General features: G+C 40.1%; 23 protein-coding genes. All 23 read right to left on the reverse strand.

Annotation, left to right across the window (positions count from 1 at the left end):
- Positions 1-30: 30 nt before the first annotated feature.
- Entirely contained in the window at positions 31-552 is a 522-nt protein-coding gene (locus Q5866_RS14310) for a UpxY family transcription antiterminator (RefSeq protein WP_303180931.1), read from the reverse strand.
- Between the two features lie 772 nt (positions 553-1324).
- Positions 1325-2362 carry a TQO small subunit DoxD gene (locus Q5866_RS14315; RefSeq protein WP_303180932.1) on the reverse strand — a complete coding sequence of 346 codons (1038 nt, stop codon included), beginning with the start codon at positions 2360-2362 and terminating at the stop codon, positions 1325-1327.
- Between the two features lies 1 nt (position 2363).
- Positions 2364-2711, reverse strand: a complete 348-nt coding sequence (locus Q5866_RS14320) for a MarR family transcriptional regulator (RefSeq protein WP_099289795.1) — start codon at positions 2709-2711, stop codon at positions 2364-2366.
- A 1-nt stretch (position 2712) separates the two neighbouring features.
- On the reverse strand, positions 2713-2919 hold the full coding sequence (locus Q5866_RS14325; protein WP_186977537.1) for a DUF6132 family protein: 207 nt from the start codon (positions 2917-2919) through the stop codon (positions 2713-2715).
- Positions 2920-3126: 207 nt separating this feature from the next.
- Complete coding sequence (locus Q5866_RS14330) at positions 3127-3837, reverse strand: tyrosine-protein phosphatase (RefSeq protein ID WP_303180937.1); 711 nt, start codon at positions 3835-3837, stop codon at positions 3127-3129.
- Positions 3838-3847: 10 nt separating this feature from the next.
- On the reverse strand, positions 3848-6193 hold the full coding sequence (locus Q5866_RS14335) for a polysaccharide biosynthesis tyrosine autokinase (RefSeq protein ID WP_303180939.1): 2346 nt from the start codon (positions 6191-6193) through the stop codon (positions 3848-3850).
- Positions 6194-6217: 24 nt separating this feature from the next.
- Complete coding sequence (locus tag Q5866_RS14340; protein WP_099289791.1) at positions 6218-6991, reverse strand: polysaccharide biosynthesis/export family protein; 774 nt, start codon at positions 6989-6991, stop codon at positions 6218-6220.
- A gap of 31 nt (positions 6992-7022) precedes the next feature.
- On the reverse strand, positions 7023-8192 hold the full coding sequence (locus tag Q5866_RS14345; RefSeq protein ID WP_099289790.1) for a DegT/DnrJ/EryC1/StrS aminotransferase family protein: 1170 nt from the start codon (positions 8190-8192) through the stop codon (positions 7023-7025).
- 9 nt (positions 8193-8201) lie between these two features.
- Entirely contained in the window at positions 8202-8795 is a 594-nt protein-coding gene (locus tag Q5866_RS14350) for an MBL fold metallo-hydrolase (protein WP_303180941.1), read from the reverse strand.
- 32 nt (positions 8796-8827) lie between these two features.
- Complete coding sequence (locus Q5866_RS14355) at positions 8828-9889, reverse strand: GNAT family N-acetyltransferase (RefSeq protein ID WP_186977543.1); 1062 nt, start codon at positions 9887-9889, stop codon at positions 8828-8830.
- Positions 9886-10905: a hypothetical protein gene (locus Q5866_RS14360; RefSeq protein WP_186977545.1), complete on the reverse strand. Its 1020-nt coding sequence runs from the start codon at positions 10903-10905 to the stop codon at positions 9886-9888. The genes Q5866_RS14355 and Q5866_RS14360 overlap by 4 nt, the downstream gene beginning before the upstream one ends.
- The gene (locus tag Q5866_RS14365; protein WP_099289802.1) at positions 10902-11531 is read right to left on the reverse strand and encodes a sugar transferase; all 630 of its coding nucleotides are present in this window, start codon (positions 11529-11531) and stop codon (positions 10902-10904) included. Before Q5866_RS14365 ends, Q5866_RS14360 begins: the two co-directional genes overlap by 4 nt.
- 65 nt (positions 11532-11596) lie before the next feature.
- Positions 11597-12448 carry a polysaccharide deacetylase family protein gene (locus Q5866_RS14370; protein ID WP_099289786.1) on the reverse strand — a complete coding sequence of 284 codons (852 nt, stop codon included), beginning with the start codon at positions 12446-12448 and terminating at the stop codon, positions 11597-11599.
- Between the two features lie 10 nt (positions 12449-12458).
- The gene (locus Q5866_RS14375) at positions 12459-13499 is read right to left on the reverse strand and encodes a hypothetical protein (protein WP_303180944.1); all 1041 of its coding nucleotides are present in this window, start codon (positions 13497-13499) and stop codon (positions 12459-12461) included.
- Between the two features lie 18 nt (positions 13500-13517).
- A complete protein-coding gene (locus Q5866_RS14380) occupies positions 13518-14714 on the reverse strand; it encodes an ATP-grasp domain-containing protein (RefSeq protein WP_303180945.1) in 1197 nt (398 codons plus the stop codon).
- 15 nt (positions 14715-14729) lie between these two features.
- Positions 14730-15788 (reverse strand): ketoacyl-ACP synthase III, encoded by a 1059-nt coding sequence (locus tag Q5866_RS14385; protein WP_099289783.1) that lies wholly within the window; start codon positions 15786-15788, stop codon positions 14730-14732.
- 13 nt (positions 15789-15801) lie between these two features.
- Positions 15802-16041: an acyl carrier protein gene (locus tag Q5866_RS14390; RefSeq protein WP_099289801.1), complete on the reverse strand. Its 240-nt coding sequence runs from the start codon at positions 16039-16041 to the stop codon at positions 15802-15804.
- A gap of 10 nt (positions 16042-16051) precedes the next feature.
- Complete coding sequence (locus Q5866_RS14395) at positions 16052-17452, reverse strand: AMP-binding protein (protein WP_303180947.1); 1401 nt, start codon at positions 17450-17452, stop codon at positions 16052-16054.
- A gap of 4 nt (positions 17453-17456) precedes the next feature.
- Entirely contained in the window at positions 17457-18215 is a 759-nt protein-coding gene (locus Q5866_RS14400) for an SDR family NAD(P)-dependent oxidoreductase (RefSeq protein WP_303180948.1), read from the reverse strand.
- A 5-nt stretch (positions 18216-18220) separates the two neighbouring features.
- The gene (locus Q5866_RS14405) at positions 18221-18979 is read right to left on the reverse strand and encodes an SDR family NAD(P)-dependent oxidoreductase (protein WP_303180949.1); all 759 of its coding nucleotides are present in this window, start codon (positions 18977-18979) and stop codon (positions 18221-18223) included.
- 4 nt (positions 18980-18983) lie between these two features.
- Entirely contained in the window at positions 18984-19208 is a 225-nt protein-coding gene (locus Q5866_RS14410) for an acyl carrier protein (protein ID WP_099289779.1), read from the reverse strand.
- A 12-nt stretch (positions 19209-19220) separates the two neighbouring features.
- Positions 19221-19451 (reverse strand): acyl carrier protein, encoded by a 231-nt coding sequence (locus Q5866_RS14415; protein ID WP_222621205.1) that lies wholly within the window; start codon positions 19449-19451, stop codon positions 19221-19223.
- Positions 19452-19481: 30 nt separating this feature from the next.
- Positions 19482-20726, reverse strand: coding sequence for a hypothetical protein (locus Q5866_RS14420; protein WP_186977556.1), 1245 nt, complete (start codon positions 20724-20726; stop codon positions 19482-19484).
- Position 20727 lies beyond the last annotated feature (1 nt).

Here is a 20727-nt window from a genome sequence, read left to right on the forward strand (position 1 = left end):
TGAATCTTAAATTAATTCGATTGTTCTATTCTACTCTATTTTTTCAAGGAAGGAACCCGGAATATAAGACGTGGCTATCGATGCCACACCGTCCAAACGGATCACCACTCGTTTGTGCCCTCTCAAACGTACCAACTCTCCCGTTAACCCTTGCAAGGGACCTTTGAGCACCCGCACCCGGTCTCCTCGCTTGAGGTCCTTGTTCAATATCTCGATGCCACCCGGCGAAAAATCCAACAAGAACATGAAATTCTCCATCTGCTTGTCAGGAACAATCAAAGAACAACGCCCTTCTATATCTTTCAGGTAAACAATATTCAAGGAATACTCGTTAATCAAGGAGAAACTCGTGGCTTTATCCGTGCGGATAAAAATCATACCATGGAGCAAAAGTACACGAATAGTCTTACGACCCAGCGGGGTATCCCGAACCTGCTCCTCACGCGGGAGAAAATTCTCGATCCCCAACTCGTCCAACTTTTTCTTGATAAATAATTCCTGATTTACCCGCGTATAAGCGACATACCAGTGTATTTTTTTCTCCTCGATCATGTAATTGTTGATTCTGTTAAAAAGCGATTCTCCACCTTCTCGCCATTTTCCCGGCACACTACGTCCGGATGCGCTTCGCGCACTGACCCTATCACGGGTTTAGATTATTTATTGCCATGTGTTTCACGCACCCCACTTAAACAGTGATATTTCTTATAGGTACACGAAAACTGTTTCGCCAAACGACATTTTAATATGAAAAAACCATCGTTTATTGACATTAATAAAATTTACTCTTTAATCAAATCTGCAAATCCGCAATCATCTAATTGCGAGTAATAAAAAATATTGTCATGAAAATTTGCGATAAACAAAAATGATGTATATTTGCAACGCAATAAACGATCGATAAATAATACGCTCTAAATTATTGCTAAACACTCTTCTACAAACAAGAATATTCCATTTAATCCAATACCTGAACCTAGAGAGAACCCATTGTAATCCTACCCAAGTAATACCGTAATCATACCCCATCTCCGGTCTTCCTCCGTTCATACCCCGTATATCCTATTATCTTCCATATAGAAACACCGAAGATGCACAATAGCAAACACAGCCCCATGTACTGATTACCCTAGTTCTTCGGTAGGATTATATTGGGTCCTCTTATAGGTCACACAAATTACATGAACGTCTTGCCCGCATGACTTCACGGTTGAATATCACCGGCAAAACAGTAAAAAAACAGCTACACAAGAAACTAAAAAAGAAACGACCGAGAATTTTACTTCCCGGTCGACCTCTTAAAAGTTATATCAAAGAATCTTCCTTATTTCACAAAAACATCCTGATTCCAAGTGATACCGCTTATATCTGTAAGGATTAACTCGTATTTTCCGACAGGTAATCCCGTGATAGCCTCATCCCGGATCGTCAACTCCGCCTTTCCCCCCAAAGGGAGCACCAGACTATGCTTGCCGGGCTGCACCTTCGCAACGTACTTGTTTTGAATGCCTGTTCCCGGGAAACGGGACAACTCTTCCCCATTTTTATCAAACACAATATTTCCCGCTGTATCTTTTAGCGTAATCCCGATCAAGAATGAGCCGTACACATCAACCCCCTCTACCCGATAGACCGTAAACTGCAATTCCCCTTGTTTGATACTTGCATCAGAAATTTCAATCTTCGGTTTCACAGATTTATTGTGTAAAGGTCCCCAAACACCATTATGAAAAACCTGATTCGTGAAGAGCGTCAAGAACAAGATGGCAACAGAACCAACCATGACCACTCGATTCACTTGTTTTACAGATAACGGCAAGTCACCGGAAGTCAACCATCGCGACCATTGGCGATCACGTAACCACGTTATTCGGGAGAGTAGAAAGTGATCCGCCGAATATCGCCCTCCCCCGGACAAGAAAATCGTGAATCCCGCCGCGACACCAAGTATTCCGATTTGCCATTCATCCAGACACGTGGTTCCCAACCAACCGGAACCGAGTAGAATACCTCCTGCCAACGCCATCACTCCCACACTCATCAGACGTGTAAAGAACCCGAGCATAAAAGACAATCCCACAATACATTCCACCAACGTGAAAACAACCATCGCCCACCATAACAATTCCGGGTGAGTAACCAAGTATTCGATAACGGATTTTATACCTATCGAATTCGGGAGAAAGTGATTAAACTTTTCTCCGATATACCCGGCGGTATCGGGTATCAATTTGTTTTCCAGCACCAAACGACGCCAAAAGGCCGAAAAATAAGTCCAACCTACCACCAAACGCAAAGCCAGCGTGAACAAACCCGTTAACGCGTACGAGCCTGTAACATTTTGTTTATCCAGAGAAGCCATATTATAATAGTTTTTTTAGTAATTCCGGTATTTCAATGCTTCCCCCCTCTATTTCCCTAATTTTCATTTCTCCCTCGGACGTCAGGGAAAAATTCATCTGCCGCTTGTCATTATCCCCGATGGTTCGTCGGATAAAACCTTTACTTTCCATGGATTTAATCACTTTCGAGGTATTCGAATTTGTTAAATTCAATTGCTCGGCAATCTCCCCGGAAGAAAGTTTTTCCATTCTGGAGAGACAGCACAAGACCATCCCCTCGTTCAAACCCAATTGATAAACTTTCTCGAAACGAGCTTCAAATTCTGCAATTGCCCGATACATATCCCGTATCTTACACAAGGTATCCATACTAATCGCGTTTATTTTTTGGGATAAACATACTCAACAACAAGCCTCCCATCGCGGCTCCCCACAAAGAACTATATAGCGGTGAGGACGTGATCGGACAAGTCCCGCTCGCACATCCCACGAACCGCCAATACAAGAAACCACCCAACGCCCCTAATAAAACCCCCAACAAAGTTAAACCATATCGTTTGAAAAATACTTTCGCCATAATCAATCCTCCTGCTTTTAATTACTTCATAATTTATAAATTCACTTTTCTAATGAAACACATATACAAAAGTATCGTATATTTTCCAACAAAACAATTTTCCAATGGAAAATATTTAAATTCTCTCGATAAAAAATACATCACAAAAAAACCTCGGGTTTTCTCACCCGAGGTTTTCCTTGTTAATCATCTATTATTTCAATAAAGCTAAGTATTCATACGTTTGAACAAAAAAGCAGAATTCTTTGATTTCATAAATTTCTCCAAATGTTCTATTTGTCGCATGGAATGAATATCCCCTGAAAGGTAATCTATCACCCCTGCATCCGACAGTATCTGCGCACCACGCGTAGCTTCTTTCCCGTAGAACCCGGTAAAGGACAACAAATTCACCTGCATTTTACACCCTCTGTTTTTCAACGTATTCGCACGTTCCAGTATACATCCCGCGTAAAACGGGTATCGTTCGGGGTGAGCCAGCACCGGGATATATTCTCTCTCCTGTAACCGGAAAACGACCTCTTCAAAAGAAGGCGAAGGAGATACAAAACTATGTTCTATCAAAACTCTTCTTCCTTGAAACGAAGCGATGTTATCCCTCTCGATCAACTCCAGCATGTATTCTCCCACTTTATATTCCGCCCCCGCGTCCACATCCAAAGAAATCCCTTCTTTCAAAAGACATTCCTTTAGTAAGTCCAACCTGTCCCGTATGATCTCCGGGGTATTCATCGGTGAAGGAAAAGAGATGTGAGGGGTAAAAGAAAATCTCCTGACTCCCAATGCCAACATCCTTTTCACGATAGCGACCGACTCCTCGATCGTCTTCACGCCATCATCCAATCCCGGCAATATATGGGAATGCATATCATGCTCGTAAAAAAAATACTGTTTATTCTCTTTTTGAAACCAAGCCATGGGAAAGAAATTATTTCGACTTCTTCTTCTTTGTATTTTCCTGACCATAGCCATAACCGTACCCATAGCCATAACCGTATCCGTATCCATAGCCTCCGGAGCGACTCAACTTGATTCCATTCACCACGATTCCCAGATTTTCCAAACGATTTCCTTTCTCCAAATCGGAAATTACTCGCAATCCTTTTTTGTCCAATACATTTGCCCGAATCACGTACACACAAGCATCCGCGTACCCGCTCAACGAGAAACCGTCAGCTAAAATTCCCAAGGGAGGGGTATCCATGATGACATACGAAAACTCTTTCTTCAAATTTTCCAGCAACTCACCCATCCGGGGACTAGCAACCAACTGTGTCGGATTCGGCGGTACGGTTCCCCCGAATATCACGTACAGATTATCATCCACTTTCTCCATGATTTTACCCGGATCATCTTCCATTCCGGCAAGATAAGCAGACAAACCTTTTCTATTCTCCCGTTTGAAATACTCGTTCAGCCGAGGATTCCGCAAGTCGCAACCGATAACCACCACTTTTTTGCCGGCCTTAGCGTAAGCATTCGCCAAATGAGCCGCAACCAGAGATTTCCCTTCTCTCGGGATCGTGGACGATACCATAATCACAGGAGTCGCTTTTTGTTTGATCAGGTAATTCAGATTTTCGCGAATCAAATGCATGGATTCCGACATCATGAAATCATCCTGATCAACGGAAGTCTTACCATCTTGTAACTGAGGCAATGTACCCAGCAGGGGTGAATGTATAACTTTCTCCACTTCCGATGCATCCCTTACTTTCGTATCCCACAAGTCCATCACAAACAACACACCGACAGGCAACGCTATCCCCATGAACATACCGAATAACAAGATCAACATTTTTCTCGGTGCAACCGGTCGTTCTCCCGGATCCGGATTTTCAATAATCTTCGCCATAGGCACATACATCAATTTAGCGATCTCGGCTTCTTCTCGTTTTTGCATCAAGAACAAGAATAAATTTTCCTTTAATTCTTGTTGACGAGCGATAGAACGGTATTGTTTTTCTTGCGTTGGTACAGATGTCAATTTTTTCTCCACTTGCTGGCTTTCCCGCTCTAAATTAGCAATTTTAATATCCATTCCCTTTTCCACGTTCGCGATAGCCGAGAGAATACTTTTCTTTAACTCCCGAAGTTGCATTTCCAATCCTGTTACGATTGGATTACTCTCGCGGGCAGACAGCAATAACTTCCCTCTCCGCAATACCAACTCGTTGTATTTACTGATTCCACTATTCAATGCCTCGTCTGATAATCCCAAACGCTCCGGCAATATTCTAAACTCTTCTCCTTCATTCCCCTCGAGATAAGCCCTCACGCTTTTTACAACCTCCATCTCCATCTCAAGTTTTAACAACTCTGCTTCAGTGACTTTTTTACGTTCCATCACGAACGCCGCATCAGAGGCGATATTAGTCAATTGATGTGCCTTTTTAAAACTCTCCGCATCATTTTCAATGTCGCCCAATTCTTGGTTGATCACCCGTAAACGTTCGTTGATAAAATCTACCGTTTTAGCCGAAACAAGTTGCTTGTCACCGATCCCGTTCTCGTTATAACGACGAATCATCGTGTAAAGAAAATCCTTCCCTTTCTCCGGATTTGTTTCTTTCAATAAAACCTGAACAGCACTCGTGTTTTTCTCAAGCAAAGCAACTTCCAATTGCTTGTGAAATTTAGTTGTAGCCGACTCGTATGATATAATATCCACCCGGATCTCATCGCCTACCGAAGCCAAAGAGTCACTTTTTTCTATTGCTATATTATAACCTCCCATCGGGATGGCTGTAGAGTATTTCCCTTCGAATGCAAGATTTTTATCAGCATCATACACTTTTATTTTATTCGCACTTTCGAGCATCACATAGATTGTCGTGTCCTTGATATTCCGGGGAATATCTACCAGTACCTTAATCGGAGTACTTCTATATAATTTCTCATCCCGCAACATCTTCCTCCGGGTATAATCAATGTTCAGTTCCAACTCTTTCACCACATCCATAACCAAGTTTTTGGACATGAGTTCAACAATCTCATTCTCCACTAACATATTCCCTTGCAAAAATCCCAATTCCTTCAACATGGGATTCACTCCCAGTTCTCCTTTTTTGGAATCACTGATCATAACTTTTGCCCCGACTTTATATACCGGAGTTGAACTAAAACAAATGTACAGGGCGAATCCCACACACAAAGGTACACTGATTGCGAACCACCACCAACGTGCCAAAAGTTTATAGAAAAAAGCCCGCAGATCAAAATACTCTTCTTCTTCCGTCTGTAATAAATTGTTTTCCTGATTATTCGTTTTCATGCACCTAACACGATTTCATTTACACTATTTCACGATTAAAGTAATTAAAGCCACGATTGTCGACATACTTGACAATATATAGGGCAAGAAAGCACTGACACTTCCTCCCGCAATCCGTCCCTTGTTGGGTTCCACGTACACGACATCATTCTGTTGTAAATAGAAAAAAGGCGAATCGATAAATTCACTCGATGTCAAATCTACACGAGTAAAGATTTTTTCGTCACCTTGCTCCCGCATCACCAGTACATTTTTCCGTTTACCGTTAATCCCCAAATCTCCTGCCATACCAAGGGCATCTAATATTGAAACTCGTTCACTAGCGACTTTATAACTGCCGGGATTTTTTACTTCACCCAAAATGGTCACTTTAAAATTCTGGAATTGAATCGTCACGATAGGATTCTTCAAGTAGACCGACAACTTCTCTTTTAATAATTCCGCCAAATCATTCCGCGAAATGCCTTCTACTTTTATTTTTCCTAAAACCGGAAAATCAATCTCCCCGTTCTTATCTACCAGATACCCACGCGGAATCTGTTGGGTAGTCGTGGTATTTACTTCCCTGCCCAAACCGATCATTGGCGTGTTAAAGGGCAATGCCGATTCCAGATCATCACATGACACGATAATAGATAATAAGTCATCCGTATGAATCACGGTCTTGTATTCACACTCTGCCTTTATTCTTTTATTAACTTCAACATCCTGCAGATACACGACTTTCTTACGGGAACCACAAGAAAAGAGCAACATTCCCCCAAACAGGAATAAAATAATTCTACCCCAAGTATACATATATTCAATATTATTATTTTTTGATCTAAATTCAAGAATTTGTTTTTTGTAAATCACGAATGACGTTTACCACCCGTGCGATATCCTCGTCGGTCAACGTTGGTCCCGACGGCAGACACAAGCCGATCTCGAACAAATGTTCACTCGTTCCATTGCCATAAAATGGAGCATTTGCAAACACGGGTTGTAAATGCATCGGCTTCCACAATGGTCGGCTCTCGATATTATCCGCGTCCAATGCTAAACGGACGTCTTCTCTCGTAAATCCTGCTTCATTCGAATTCACCGTGATGCATGTCAACCAGTAATTAGAATCAAAATCCCCACCTTCCGGTTGACTCATCACACGCACACCTTTCATTCCTTCAAACAGATGTGCATATAAATCATGTATTACCCGTCTTCTATTAATATGTTCTTCCAGCACGAACATTTGTCCCCGCCCTATACCGGCACATATATTACTCATCCGATAATTATACCCGATACAAGAATGCTGATAATGAGGAGCCTTATCCCTTGCTTGCGTGGCATAGAATAACGCCCGCCCGGCAGTATCGTTACAAGGACACACCAAAGCCCCTCCGCCCGAAGTCGTGATTATTTTATTCCCGTTAAAAGACAGTACCGCATACTCTCCAAACATTCCACACTTTTTTCCCTTATACTCGGATCCGAGTGACTCTGCCGCATCTTCTAAAACAGGGATTTCGTATTTTCGGGCTATTGCTAGTATTTCGTCCATTTTTCCGGGCATACCATACAAATGAACCGGTATAATGGCTTTTGGCTTTTTACCAGTCATGGCAATTCTATCGTTAATCGCTTTTTCCAACAATACCGGATCCATATTCCACGTATCCGGTTCACTATCGACAAACACCGGTTTTGCTTCAAGATAGGCAATAGGATTGGCAGATGCCGCAAAGGTAAACGATTGGCAGATTACCTCATCCCCCATCTTCACTCCTAACAGAATCAACCCCAAATGTAATGCTGCCGTTCCCGCACTCAACGCCACAACACTTCTGCCCCCATCTCCCGATTCGCCGTTTCCTGTCAAAAAATCCTGCAAAGATTTTTCAAAAGCATTCACGTTTGGACCTAACGGTACAACCCAATTCGTGTCAAATGCCTCTTGTATAAATTCCTGTTCTCTTCCCCCCATGTGGGCAAGAGACATCCAAATTCTTGAATTCATTCTAATATATTATTCATTAAAAATATAAAACTCCCCATGCCCCGGATACAGGTTTCGACCTTCTGCAATCTTTAGAATAAATTGTAGTGATCGGGCAGCCTCTTCTTTGTCACTACGAGGAAAAGATGTTATAATCTTCAAGCCGGGGATAAAGGAATCTCCCGTGAATATTACTTTCTTCGTGTAGTAAGTCAAACAACTGCTATCGTGCCCGGGGGTTTCCATTATAGTCAACAACTCCCCCGGAAATAATTCTATTTCATCATTATCATGCAATACACACAAATTGTTTCCTGAGAATAAAATGGGGTCATCGTGATATCTGGAGAAATTCAATTTATCAGAAAATAATCCTTCTTTTCCGGCTTCCGAAGTGTATACAACACAATCCGGAAACAATTCGACCAAACGATTAATCCCGTATAAATGGTCATAATGCGTATGCGTGAGAAATATTCCCCGTACCGTTCCCCCCTTGGGAATAGCATCCAACACCGGAGCTACATCCCCCACATCTACTAACCAACACCACTCATGCCCCTCTTCCAATAAAATGTAAGTATTGGAATTAAACACAACATTCACCACTTGAATAATATCCATCAAAGTTTTTTCTGAAAAATGAGATGTATTTCTTAACTGCCACTTCTATATAAAGGGAAAAAATGTGACCCTGTATCAAAAGAATCCGATTCTTTTATACGTTCATTTACTAAATAATCGTAAACGCCTTGATTATATATCATTTTAGAAATAGAAAATTGATTCGCCGCATAACGATGAAAAGCCGCTTTAAAATTATACAGGTTGTCTTTTGAAGCACCTAAACCACCTCCAAGATGAAAAGTTTCAAATCCTTGTTCAGCCCCCCAGCATGCTACCTCATAAAGAAGTAAATTTGTAGGATTTAAGTTACGGTACTCTACCAATGAGCCGGAAAGGTGGTAATGCATTTTTCGGTTAGCAAAAAGAATTATCGCCATTGCTATAATCTTTCCGTCAATCTCCGCATAAAATAATTCGTAATTATTTTTCAAATCAGAGTGAATGGAATCATAAAATGCATCTTCAAAATAATAATATTCTTCAGCATTATCTTTCCGCATGGTTGAATTATAGATTTCCTTAAATATTGAAAGGAAATATCTTTCCTGTTTATGATGAATTACAATTCCGCACTTTTGCGCTCTCCGAATTGTATTTCTATTTTTACTCGTAATATTCTGCCAAATAGTTTCTTTAGAAGTAAGATCCATATGAATAGTATGTCCCAAATCAATAATATCAATCTTACCCCTAAGGCTATCCACATTATTTAAAAGCGGATGCCATCTAACAAACTCACTAACGATCCCTTCTTTAAAGAAGTAATCTTGTAATTCGACGAGCATTGCATCAATTTTTGATTTATCTGCCCCGTCAAAAAGGAAACCACCGTATCCGTAAGGTGTAATCAGATCGAATATTTGATTTTTTTCGGATACACGTGAACGCTTGTTAAGAGAAATCTCACGTTTTATATACACACACATTCCTCGCAACTCGCTTCTCTCCACATAAACAAGAATTGGTATACCATCCCCGTGGATTTGAAAGGCTTTAGCGTAACCGCTTAAATAATATACATCATATTCTTTAAATGATTTAACTATCTCGTCCCATTGTTCCGAGTGTTCCAAGCCAATAATGTTTATCATAACACGGATTCTATTATCTGTTTCAATTCCTCTATATCTTTTTCAGTGTATCTACCATCACAATGGACAGAAAGAATTTTATCTCCAATATTTTGTATCTCAATAGACTGGGAATCACAAATGTTCCATAATATAGCAGGGTAAACACGCCGTTTTATAAGATTTTCTCTTACCTCATCCCGTCTTCTTGTATCCTCGAATAAAAGGATGTATGAAAATGGATTACATTTACTATTCTCCGTGTTAAGTATCTTAAAATAAGCTGAGGCGATACGGGCAAGATTTTTTTGATTCTCGGATTTTTGAAGATACCACGTTACGATATCAAAACTTGCAATATATTCTAAACTCCTATCATCCAGACGAGAAACAGGAAGCCGCTCAAATTCTTTCTCAGTATCTAAGTATAAATTTCTAAAACAATTCTTATCATCAATGCTCCCCTGTAAATACAACTTTTTTAATTCCATGCCACGCCACCTTTTTTGGGCAAGGCTTTCATTCTCTTCAACACGTTGAAAAATTTTCTCTCCCAAGAATCCTTTCGGTGACCATAAAATCCCCCCCTCCGGAATAGGAATCGTCTTTCTCAAAGAAGCGATACACCAATCTGCATCACTTTTTTGTGCCCACTCTCCAATTAAATCGTGCGAATGATCTTCTATTACAGGAACAGGTATGTCAACGTTACTTCTAAAACCCCGAAGTCCGAAAAAATTTACCCTTAATAAAACATCACCTTTTTTGAAGTCTATTTTAGATATCAAGGATGTATCGTTAGCCAAAGGCGAATCTTCATAAAAGACAACTTCAACTGGACTATTCTTTATCGTATCTACAACCTCATAGCAGAAATAGACCGGCATCCAAATGCGTTTCCACTTAAAATAATCAATAAGCCAGAGTATACATTGTCTTCCATCCGCTAAAAATTGGGAATTAGGATAAAAGTTTACGATAGATTTTTCCCCGTGGAAATTATCTATCACATGAAAATCAGAACCAAATTCTATCATTGTTTTTTTAACCGCTCTAAAAAATGAAGATCATCCACTTCCTTCATATTCCCCGCACCTTCTCCGATATTTTCTTTGGTAAAGATTTTTTTAATCGTAATAAAAACAATCTTTATATCAGTCATTAAGGTACAGTGATCGACATACCACACATCATATTCGAATTTTTTACTCAACAAAAGCAAATTTCTACCATGAACCTGAGCCCAACCGGTAATCCCGGGTCGTACTTCATGCCTTCGATTTTGTTCCGCGGAATACAGAGGGAGATATTGGATAACTAACGGTCTTGGTCCTATAAGCGACATATCACCTTTCAGCACATTAAAAAGCTGAGGCAATTCATCTATCGAAGTCCCGCGAATAAAACGTCCCACTCTTGTAAGTCTTAACGCATCCGGTAATAACTTTCCATCTTTATCACGCTCATCAGTCATGGATTTAAACTTTATGACTTTAAATATTTTTCCATTTTTACCCGGTCTTTCTTGTACAAAGAAAATTCCCGCACCCTTGTTCGCGAAAAAAAGCCATATAGCAATAATTCCTAAAATCGGCCAAATAACCGACAATACACAGAATACTGCGATAAAGTCAATCACACGCTTAAAAAAATATTTATACACCACCATGAAATTTTATAACAACAAGAAAAAACACAAACATTTTCTATTACACGATAGAAAAAAAATCAAATATTTATGATTCGTTGTTTTTGCCAATCAAATAAATTATCAGCTTCTTGAAGAGAAATAAACTCAAAGTCTTTGACCAACTTTTGAAACTTCCCAAAACTCCCTTTAAGCCCGTAATAAGTTTTAAAATAACGTATTGCAGCGGGTTCTCGTTCCCATCCTTTATAACGCCTTTCCTGTTTATTATCAAAATCCTTCATGTGGAAATACGTCATCACGTAATCGTGTTCCCTCACGAAAGAACGAATCATGCCATAAGGAAACAATCGAAAATATCCTCCCCCGGAATAGGCCACGGATTTTCCACACAACGTGACCATGGGGATCGGGTACTCTTTAATACGAATCCCATTGTATTCTACTATCGCAGGCCGATCTGTCTGAAAATTATTAAAACCGCCAAAAGAACGATTAGCCGGGAAAACCGAAGAATCAATTTCAATCCCGTACTTATGCAAAATTTCAAAGATATACTTGTTCTCATCCGAAATTGAAAAAGCAGGAGCTCGATAAGCCGTGATTTTTCTACCTATTAACTGCTCGATAGAATCAATTCCCACTCGTGTATCTTCTTCCGCTCCGGCATAATCAAATTTATACAAAAAAGTATGAGAATTGGAATGACTTCCTATATGATGCCCTGCCCGATCTATTTTACGAACGACATCCGGAGCACAACGAGCCATCTCGCCAAGAATAAAGAAAGTTGCTTTATAACCATGCTCCTCAAGAATATCCAAAATACGCTCCAAATAATCATTTAAACGAGGCAGCCAATCAACTTTATTGCCTAGTTTATAATATTCATATGCCCACCAATCCTCTATATCAAAAGTTAGTATGTTCATGATTCCTGACTTAATAATACACAAAATCCAAATCTGAATCTGCTGACGTGATCAAAATATTTTCATTTCTCATCATCTTTGGATCACCTGTTGCAGTATGCAATTTTTTTTTCATTTTTATTGTCAACGGGTTACATGAAATCCATGAATAATTTCTCGATGTTAAGGTGATAACGATACCTATTTTATTCATTTTTGCCAATTTTACAACAGCTAGCATCATTCTCCTCTCGTAAATAGATCGGCTACACCTGAAATCCACCAGGGACAACATATCAATCCCGCTAAGACGTGTTTTTCTCACGACCAGATACCCCTTCGTTATTCCATCAATCAGATAATTATACATATGATACTCATCCTTCCTATACATATTGAAGAATCTATTTTTCAAGAATGACCTGTCACGAACAAACTCAACTGTATCCTCCATCCAATAACCATTTTCAGGAATATCTGTTTTTTCAACATCATCGACTTTCACGAATAATTCGTTCTTGTTTAATTCAAATGTATCGGGATAATTTTCTCCGGGTTTATACCTTAAAAGTCCTATTTTCTTTAAAGCGGCAGTTACAACAAATCGATTCAATGAAATATACACTCTCACCGGATCAAGCTTAATGAATACATCCATTAGCTTAGATTGTATATTCCACGCAATATCCGTAATACCTGTCGAAAACCAATTCGTAAATTGATTTATATGACCGTATAACATTTTACTTAATCCTTTTCCCCTGAAATGACTGGAAATAATCACGTTCGCAACAAAAAAAACATTCTTTTCTTTCCCTTCATGCAATGACATTCTTGTTTCATTAGCAGTTGTACAACCAATAATCTTATTTTCATTCATCAAGATCACGGTCTTATTCCAATTTTCCTGTTTTCCATGATCCAAATTAGTCAACCACCAATCCAGATAAGATCGACTCCTATTAGGATATTCTGCAATCATGAAAGTCAATAACCTCTCGTGCCACTCCGGTGTATACAAAACTGTCTTTATATCCGTCATTTTCGTGTAGAAACCCAAATGTGTTACCAATCAAGAAATATCAAACCATTAAACTCTAGTTCCATCTTTAGATTTTCTAAAAGACGGGCTTAGTTGCTTTTTTATATTATGCATGGTTCCCCAAATAAAAGGTAATGGGTCTTTAATATCTAAATCCTGAAAATACAAATTTTTACCCCAAAAACGGAACCAACTCGGGTATGTATTGAAACGTTTGGATGAATAAAAGAACCATAACATTTCAAAACCGATATGCCTTAAAAATTTACCATAGCGATACTCGTATTTTTGTTGAGGATTTCCCATATACTCGTCTAAAATAATTCTTCCCCAATCTATACCCGAAACAATCGCCGCTTTAACGCAAGCCGGAACTCTTGGATTTAACTCCATGATTTTCAAATCACCTTCTTCCGGGTCTTCGATAAGATCAAAATCAGCAAAGCCTACCCAACCTAAATCTTTCAACAGATTATAACAAATCTCTACCACTTCCTTATTCTCAACAGTTACGGCACAACAACTACTTCCTCCATTTTCCGGATACCATCTATATTTATAAATGACAGACGAACATACCAACTCCTGCTTCTCGTTCACGTATAGCTGAACTTCCACTTGAGCTCCACCTTGTTTTATGTATTTCTGCAAATGACAATCACCATATTGGGCATAAATTATCGGATATTTTTCCAATAACTCTTCATAGGAATGAACCAGCGTCATGCCTCTTCCTCCACAGGTATGATTAGGTTTTATTAATAGCGGAAACACGCATTTCTCTTTACCGACTTTTTCTATATTCTCTAATGAATTGATTGTAAATGGATGTGGATAATTTTTAGCCTTGCATAAACTCATCAATTTGTTTTTATCATATCCATTCTCAAATACATTATAATCCGGAACTTGGAACCTAACATATTGTGATAATGCCTCTTTATTTTTACTTAAAAACTTAGAAGCCATATCTGACATCGGAATAACCGCATCTATCTTTTCTTTTCTTACAACATCAACAACGAAGTCATAGAATAAAACAGTATCGTCTTTTAAGTTACAGAAATATTTTTTCGAAATATATTTTGAATCATCCGCGTACGAATGTTTTCCGTGATATATCATCACGACCCTGTTACCCAGTTTACGTAAAGACTTGACTATTATTAGTCCCTGCGTTCCGCCATCAAGTACTAAAATATTATACATATAGTTTGCCGGAACTTTATCAAATCTATTCTGCACAAGACTCCCAAATTACTATACCAAAACCAACTCGGGCACAATCATCGGTTGGGACTTCATCCACACGGTTCCCCAAGTCAATCCTAATCCGAAAGAAGACATAAGTAAAGTTTTCTCTTCTTTTATCAATTGTTCCCGCAAACGTGTCACCATTAACGAGGGAATAGAAGCTCCCCCCAGATTCCCGAATTCTTCCAAATTATATGGTACCTTTCCTAATGGCAACTTCAATTTTTTAACAATCCGATCAACAATCATCTTGTTTGCTTGATGGATAAGAAAATAGTCTATATCATGATCTCTGTCAATATTATAATCCGCCATAAAGGTTTCTATCGACTTGGGTGGTTTGGAAATCGCAAAAGAAAACACGTTCATTCCGTTTATCAACGTGTGCACGGGTGCTCGAACAATCCCGTGCCCGAAATCTTCATACACGAAAGACTCTTCCGTGATCGGGTGACGAAATCCCCCGTGGGGAGTCATCAACGCCTCGTATCCTTTCCCGTACGAGTGAAAATCAACCACGATGTCATGTGCTGTCCGATCATATTCTAACGCCATTGCCGTACCACAATCACCAAACAACGGTACTCGGCTTTTATCTTTCATGGATCCCATTCTTAAAGCCGTGTCCCCGACAAGCAATAAGGCGCGTTTCACGCTACCGGAAGATAATAAATTTCCTCCTGTTGTAATGGCATACATACAACCGCAACACCCCATCGGGATATCCATCGTGAAACAATTCTCCGAAAATCCCAACCGTTCCTGCAATAAACAAGACGTGGGCGGAGTTTTATAATCTCCGGTTACCGACTCGAATATCAAAACATCCACGCTCTCTCGTTCCCACTTCAAGTCAGCTAAAAGTTTTTCCGCAGCAGCAAAACACAGATCCGATGCGCAAACATCATCCGAAGCAAGATGTCTTTGCTTAATACCAACCGTATTATTGAATACCTCGGCTTCTTCCGGGGTAAAAAAGTCAAAATCCGTCGTATGAATCACGTTTCGAGGAACAGCTGCCGCAACTCCTGCCACTCTCACGTTTTTTATCTCCCACCTTGCCATAAGTCTTACCGTGTTAAATTTCCACCCCGTACACTCTCAATATCTCTTTGCCCGTCTTATAAGACGTGAAACCCATGATATCTTCCGGCTCAAACATGATATCAAACGTTTCTTCCAGTAATGCAATTACATTCAATTGATGCACGGAATCCCACTCCTTTACACTATCCTTTGAAAAATCATCATTCAAAACATTCTCTGCCACACCAAAGACTTCCGTGAATACCTTGTTATATTTCTGCTCCATTATTATTATTTTCATTTTATTGGTTACTCAATTTACTATACAAAATCTTCCCCACGTTATTCTTAGGCAACTCGGGAATCACCCTTACCTCGAAAGCCGAAGCCACAATCCCGGTCTTTACCACCAGTTCTCCTTTTACCTGTTCTTGCAGTTCGGGTCGCGTAATGTAAACCATCATCTTCACGTCCGTTCCCACACAACCGCATTCTATCGGGTATTTCGATTTAATGATATGCTCGCACTCGTCCAACCCTACCCGAGTCCCGTATAGCTTCAGGAAACGCCCTGTACGCCCCACGATATAATAAAATCCGTCACTATCCCGATACGCCAAATCTCCCGTCTTCAGACTTCCGTTTCGCGTATCTCCCAAAGCCAAATCCTCCTTACACAAGGCATACCCCAATGTCACATTCTTTCCCCGGTAGCACAATTCCCCCTCCCGATTATTTTCCTCAATCACTTGTCCCCCCGTGTCCGTCAGGTACAATTCCCCGTTAGGCACAGCTTTACCAATACTACCACACTTTGACAAAGCAAATTCCGGCGGTAAATACGCCATTCTGGCTGTTCCTTCCGTCTGACCGTAAGTGGCTATCCATCGTTTCCCTGTTTGTTGTGCGTATTCCACAAATTGAAGATTCAATTCCCTTGACAGTTTTCCCCCGCCTTGTGTCAACAACTCCAAATCGGGCAGAGCCATCCTGAAAAAACGCATCATTCGCAAGATCTCGAAACTGTAAGGTACTCCCGTGAAACTCGTCGCTTTTTGTTCTTTTAAAAAAATCCAAAACTCCCGCTGTGTCATACTCAAATCCGTGGCAAGAATAGTCGCTCCAACGAACAAATGACTGAACACAACTGATAACCCCATCGTGTAATACAAGGGTAACACAAGTAGCGGTCTAGCACTTTTTTTTAATTGAAAAAAAGTCGAGATGTTCAACGCGGAAGCCTCCACGTTCTCGTAACTGTGCCGCACCAATTTCGGGCTGCCCGTGGAACCGGACGTGGGTAAAAGATGCGATAACTTCTCATGTAGCGGATAAGCCATATTCCCCGTTTTCAATAAGGAATAACCGAAACGACTCAACTTCTGTCCAAAACCGAATCGTTTAGCATCCCTACTTGGAACACATACATAACCGGGTTGGTAAATTGAGTATAGCTGTTCCAATAATTCCCCATCTATCTTAGGATTCAACAACAAAGGGACAATTCCGGTATTTATGAATCCCATACTCCAAGCAATCCCACCCGCGTCATTATCGGCAAAAACGAACACCAGAGAACGATTGGGGAGTTCTCGTTTCAATTCTTCTGAAAACTCCACCAGTTCCCCATATCTCAACTTGTTTCCGGCAGAATCTACTACCGCCAAAGAATCAGCATCATGCTTATTAATATTCAGTACCATACCTTTATATTGACGCACAACCGTCCACTCCTAAAATCTGTCCGGAAATATAAGAAGCCCTCTCGGAAGCCAGAAAAGCACAGGCATTAGCCACGTCTTCCGGGCTCCCCAAACGTCCGAGAGCAATTTTTCCTATGCGTTGATCAATCTTGTTTCCCGTGGTTTCGTACAACTCAGTGAAGCGTTCCGTTTCCACTATTCCCGGAGCCACCGCATTCACCCGTATTCCTTGTGAAGCAAGTTCCTTCGCTGCCGATTTTGTCAAGGATATAACCGCCCCCTTTGTTGCCGAATAAGCAACTTGTCCCGGCGATCCTAATACAGCTGTCACAGAAGCAATATTCACAATCGAACCGGTCTTATTTCTTGCCATAAATCGGGCGGCCAGTTGTACCAACTCCAAGACGGCGATCACATTCACCCGAAACATCAATTCCGTTTCATCACGAACAATCATTCCCATCTTCCGGTTGAAAACCACTCCCGCATTATTCACCAGCACATCTATTCTTCCCTCCTGCTTGTGAATTGACATCAGTGCTCTTTTCATCTCTGCACTATTCGTAATATCGCAACAAACGGGTATTACTCTTGTCCCGAAACGTCCAGCACAAGCCCCTACCCATTGCTCCATTACTCCAACCTGCCGATCAAAAGCATATACCACCGCTCCATCCCCGGCAAAACGCTCAACGATAGCTTTACCGATACCTTGGGCAGCACCCGTGATTATACAAACCTTACCTTGTAACAATCTTTCCATAAGTATTAACTTAAAGTCATCCCTCCATCTATTTTTAAAGCAGTTCCGGTCACCCACGAGGAAGCATCCGATAACAAATAAATAACGGCCAAGGCTACATCTAAAGGTTGCCCATATCGCCCCAAGGGATAGTTTTGCAATTCTTTTCGGTGATCTTCTTCCGTGAATTGTCCATTACGCACTAAATTGGTTTCCACCATACCGGGATTAACACTATTGCATCGAACACCTTTAGGTCCCAATTCAAGTGCCACCGTCCTCATAAACGCATCTATTCCACATTTAGTGGTAGCATAAATCCCGTTCCCGACAGAAACCCGAAAAACACCACCCGCCGAAGCCGTAAAGACAATCGAAGTACCCCGTTTCACTCTCTTTCTTTTCACGAGATATTTTGTCAATAACATCGGGGCTATCAAGTTTATTCGCTGAACCCTTTCGATCTCGGCTATTGTAATAAATTGAGTTAAGGTAAGTTTCATGACTCCGGCATTACAAACACACCCGTCCAAAGCAGGTACATTCTCGACCAAGCCCGCTATTTCTTGTTCCTCGGTAAGATCAATCTTATAATAGCGATGTTCTTGACCGGAAACAACCTCAAGGGAAGATAAAGTTTCTTTCAACCCCTCTTCATTTATGTCTGTCAAAATCAAGCTCGCACCCAACCTTGAACACTCGATAGCAGTAGTTCTGCCAATTCCTCCGGCTGCCCCGGTTATCAATAGCACCTTCCCGTCCAGAGAGTATGGATTGTAACCCATGATATTATTTCTTCTCCAACACTTTATTATACAAATCTTCTATTGTCACCGCATCACGAATATCTTCTCCATTAAGTACAATATCATACTCTTCATCAATCATGGAGATTAATGCCAAAGCAATCAAGGAAGACCATTCATCCAACTCTCTGAATTTTGTTCCCGCCTTAAACACTTCCGGATCCGTTTCTTCAAATAACTCCGCAAATTGTTTTATGAAATTTTGCATATCCGTATCAATTTATCGAGTTTGTATTAAATTATATAATTCCTTAATCGTAGACACGGAACGCAGATCCGCTCCCGTAAGGAATTTATCAAATTCCTCATCAATCATTGATATAATTGAAAGCGCTACCAAAGATCCCCATTCTTCCAATTTTTTGTATTCTGTATCAGGAGTAAAAGTTTCAATAGGAGTTTCATCAAACTCTGCTGCAAATCTCTGCACAAATTCATCTAATGTAATCATAATAAATACTCAATTATATTAATACTAATTTTATTTTGAATCGTAAACTCGTTTACTATATATGCTATAATTATACATGCAAATAGCAATAAATATCAAAAAATATATATAAGGTTGGTGCATCATCCATGCCCGATGAAGATAAACCAGAAATAGCGCACAAATCAGGAATATTCCCTGTCTAAATTTAGCACCTAACAAAGCTGTATAAGCTAAAATTACAGATAAAATCAAACCGATATATCCTAAAAGAAGAATTAATCCGCGATAATCAGAAAGAACAACTTCACTGTCAAGTTTGCCTAAACCCGATATCACCTTGGACGAATGAGTAAACTGTTCGTAGTAATAAGCCCCTGTTTGGTTAATACGTTCATCCAAAGCCCCCTGTAAAGAATTTGTTGAGATAAAAGAACCTACAATTTGCTCTAGATTTCTTTCATAAAGTAAAAACGATAACTGTGCTTGTAAACTTTCATCTAAACTAAAAAAGATAATCGTACAAAATAACAAAAAAGACAGGTAAATTTTCAACTTTCTCCATCCTACCTTATTGACCATCATGTCATATAACTCTCCCAATCCGGCAAGGATGACAAAATTTATTGAAAACGTCAACATACCACAGATCACGATCCACTTACTGATACTATTTCGGGCAAATCGATCTATCAAAAATATAAAACCCAAAATAATGGCAAAGTGTCCCGGTTCTTGCAAAGGGCCACACGCCCGCGGAATGACAGAAGATAGAAAGCCTCCTTTAGCCGTAACAACGATACAACCATACACCCGATAGGTTACACCTGCCATTTCATGAACGTTGGACTGTGCTTCCAACTCGTAATAGGGCAAATACTGTATAATCCCCGTTACCGCACAAATGGCGATAACGCATGAACCTATGGCTAAAAAAATGATTACATTTCTAAATAGGGAATACACCTTGTACAGAAGCTCATTCCGCCAAAAAGCCAACAGTATCAGTGGGGAAAAAATAAAAAAACGAATTGCCGTAGCTAAAATTCCATCATCCAACCTCCACGTTAAATAAGCAAAAAAAACAAACACAGAAAAAGCCAACAATAATCTCTTTGAGGTAAAAAACAATTTTCTTCTATTATACAAAAACAACGTAGCTATAACTACCAAAACCCCAACGAGTGTTGTCAATCTATTTTCAAGCGGATTCCAAAGATAAAAAGGATTTATAGCCGTAAATATCCAAAGGAATCCGGCTAAAGATGAAAATCCGCTAACAAGATTCATCTGCATA

It is taken from the genome of uncultured Butyricimonas sp., assembly GCF_959596855.1.
In the GTDB taxonomy this organism is placed as follows: Bacteria; Bacteroidota; Bacteroidia; order Bacteroidales; family Marinifilaceae; genus Butyricimonas; species Butyricimonas muris.

Coding starts and splice junctions, on each gene's coding strand:
- Q5866_RS14310 (WP_303180931.1), bottom strand. CDS start 552: ATGATCGAGGAGAAAAAAATACACTGGTATGTCGCTTATACGCGGGTA.
- Q5866_RS14315 (WP_303180932.1), bottom strand. CDS start 2,362: ATGGCTTCTCTGGATAAACAAAATGTTACAGGCTCGTACGCGTTAACG.
- Q5866_RS14320 (WP_099289795.1), bottom strand. CDS start 2,711: ATGGATACCTTGTGTAAGATACGGGATATGTATCGGGCAATTGCAGAA.
- Q5866_RS14325 (WP_186977537.1), bottom strand. CDS start 2,919: ATGGCGAAAGTATTTTTCAAACGATATGGTTTAACTTTGTTGGGGGTT.
- Q5866_RS14330 (WP_303180937.1), bottom strand. CDS start 3,837: ATGGCTTGGTTTCAAAAAGAGAATAAACAGTATTTTTTTTACGAGCAT.
- Q5866_RS14335 (WP_303180939.1), bottom strand. CDS start 6,193: ATGAAAACGAATAATCAGGAAAACAATTTATTACAGACGGAAGAAGAA.
- Q5866_RS14340 (WP_099289791.1), bottom strand. CDS start 6,991: ATGTATACTTGGGGTAGAATTATTTTATTCCTGTTTGGGGGAATGTTG.
- Q5866_RS14345 (WP_099289790.1), bottom strand. CDS start 8,192: ATGAATTCAAGAATTTGGATGTCTCTTGCCCACATGGGGGGAAGAGAA.
- Q5866_RS14350 (WP_303180941.1), bottom strand. CDS start 8,795: ATGGATATTATTCAAGTGGTGAATGTTGTGTTTAATTCCAATACTTAC.
- Q5866_RS14355 (WP_186977543.1), bottom strand. CDS start 9,889: ATGATAAACATTATTGGCTTGGAACACTCGGAACAATGGGACGAGATA.
- Q5866_RS14360 (WP_186977545.1), bottom strand. CDS start 10,905: ATGATAGAATTTGGTTCTGATTTTCATGTGATAGATAATTTCCACGGG.
- Q5866_RS14370 (WP_099289786.1), bottom strand. CDS start 12,448: ATGAACATACTAACTTTTGATATAGAGGATTGGTGGGCATATGAATAT.
- Q5866_RS14385 (WP_099289783.1), bottom strand. CDS start 15,788: ATGGCAAGGTGGGAGATAAAAAACGTGAGAGTGGCAGGAGTTGCGGCA.
- Q5866_RS14395 (WP_303180947.1), bottom strand. CDS start 17,452: ATGGTACTGAATATTAATAAGCATGATGCTGATTCTTTGGCGGTAGTA.
- Q5866_RS14400 (WP_303180948.1), bottom strand. CDS start 18,215: ATGGAAAGATTGTTACAAGGTAAGGTTTGTATAATCACGGGTGCTGCC.
- Q5866_RS14405 (WP_303180949.1), bottom strand. CDS start 18,979: ATGGGTTACAATCCATACTCTCTGGACGGGAAGGTGCTATTGATAACC.
- Q5866_RS14410 (WP_099289779.1), bottom strand. CDS start 19,208: ATGCAAAATTTCATAAAACAATTTGCGGAGTTATTTGAAGAAACGGAT.
- Q5866_RS14415 (WP_222621205.1), bottom strand. CDS start 19,451: ATGATTACATTAGATGAATTTGTGCAGAGATTTGCAGCAGAGTTTGAT.
- Q5866_RS14420 (WP_186977556.1), bottom strand. CDS start 20,726: ATGCAGATGAATCTTGTTAGCGGATTTTCATCTTTAGCCGGATTCCTT.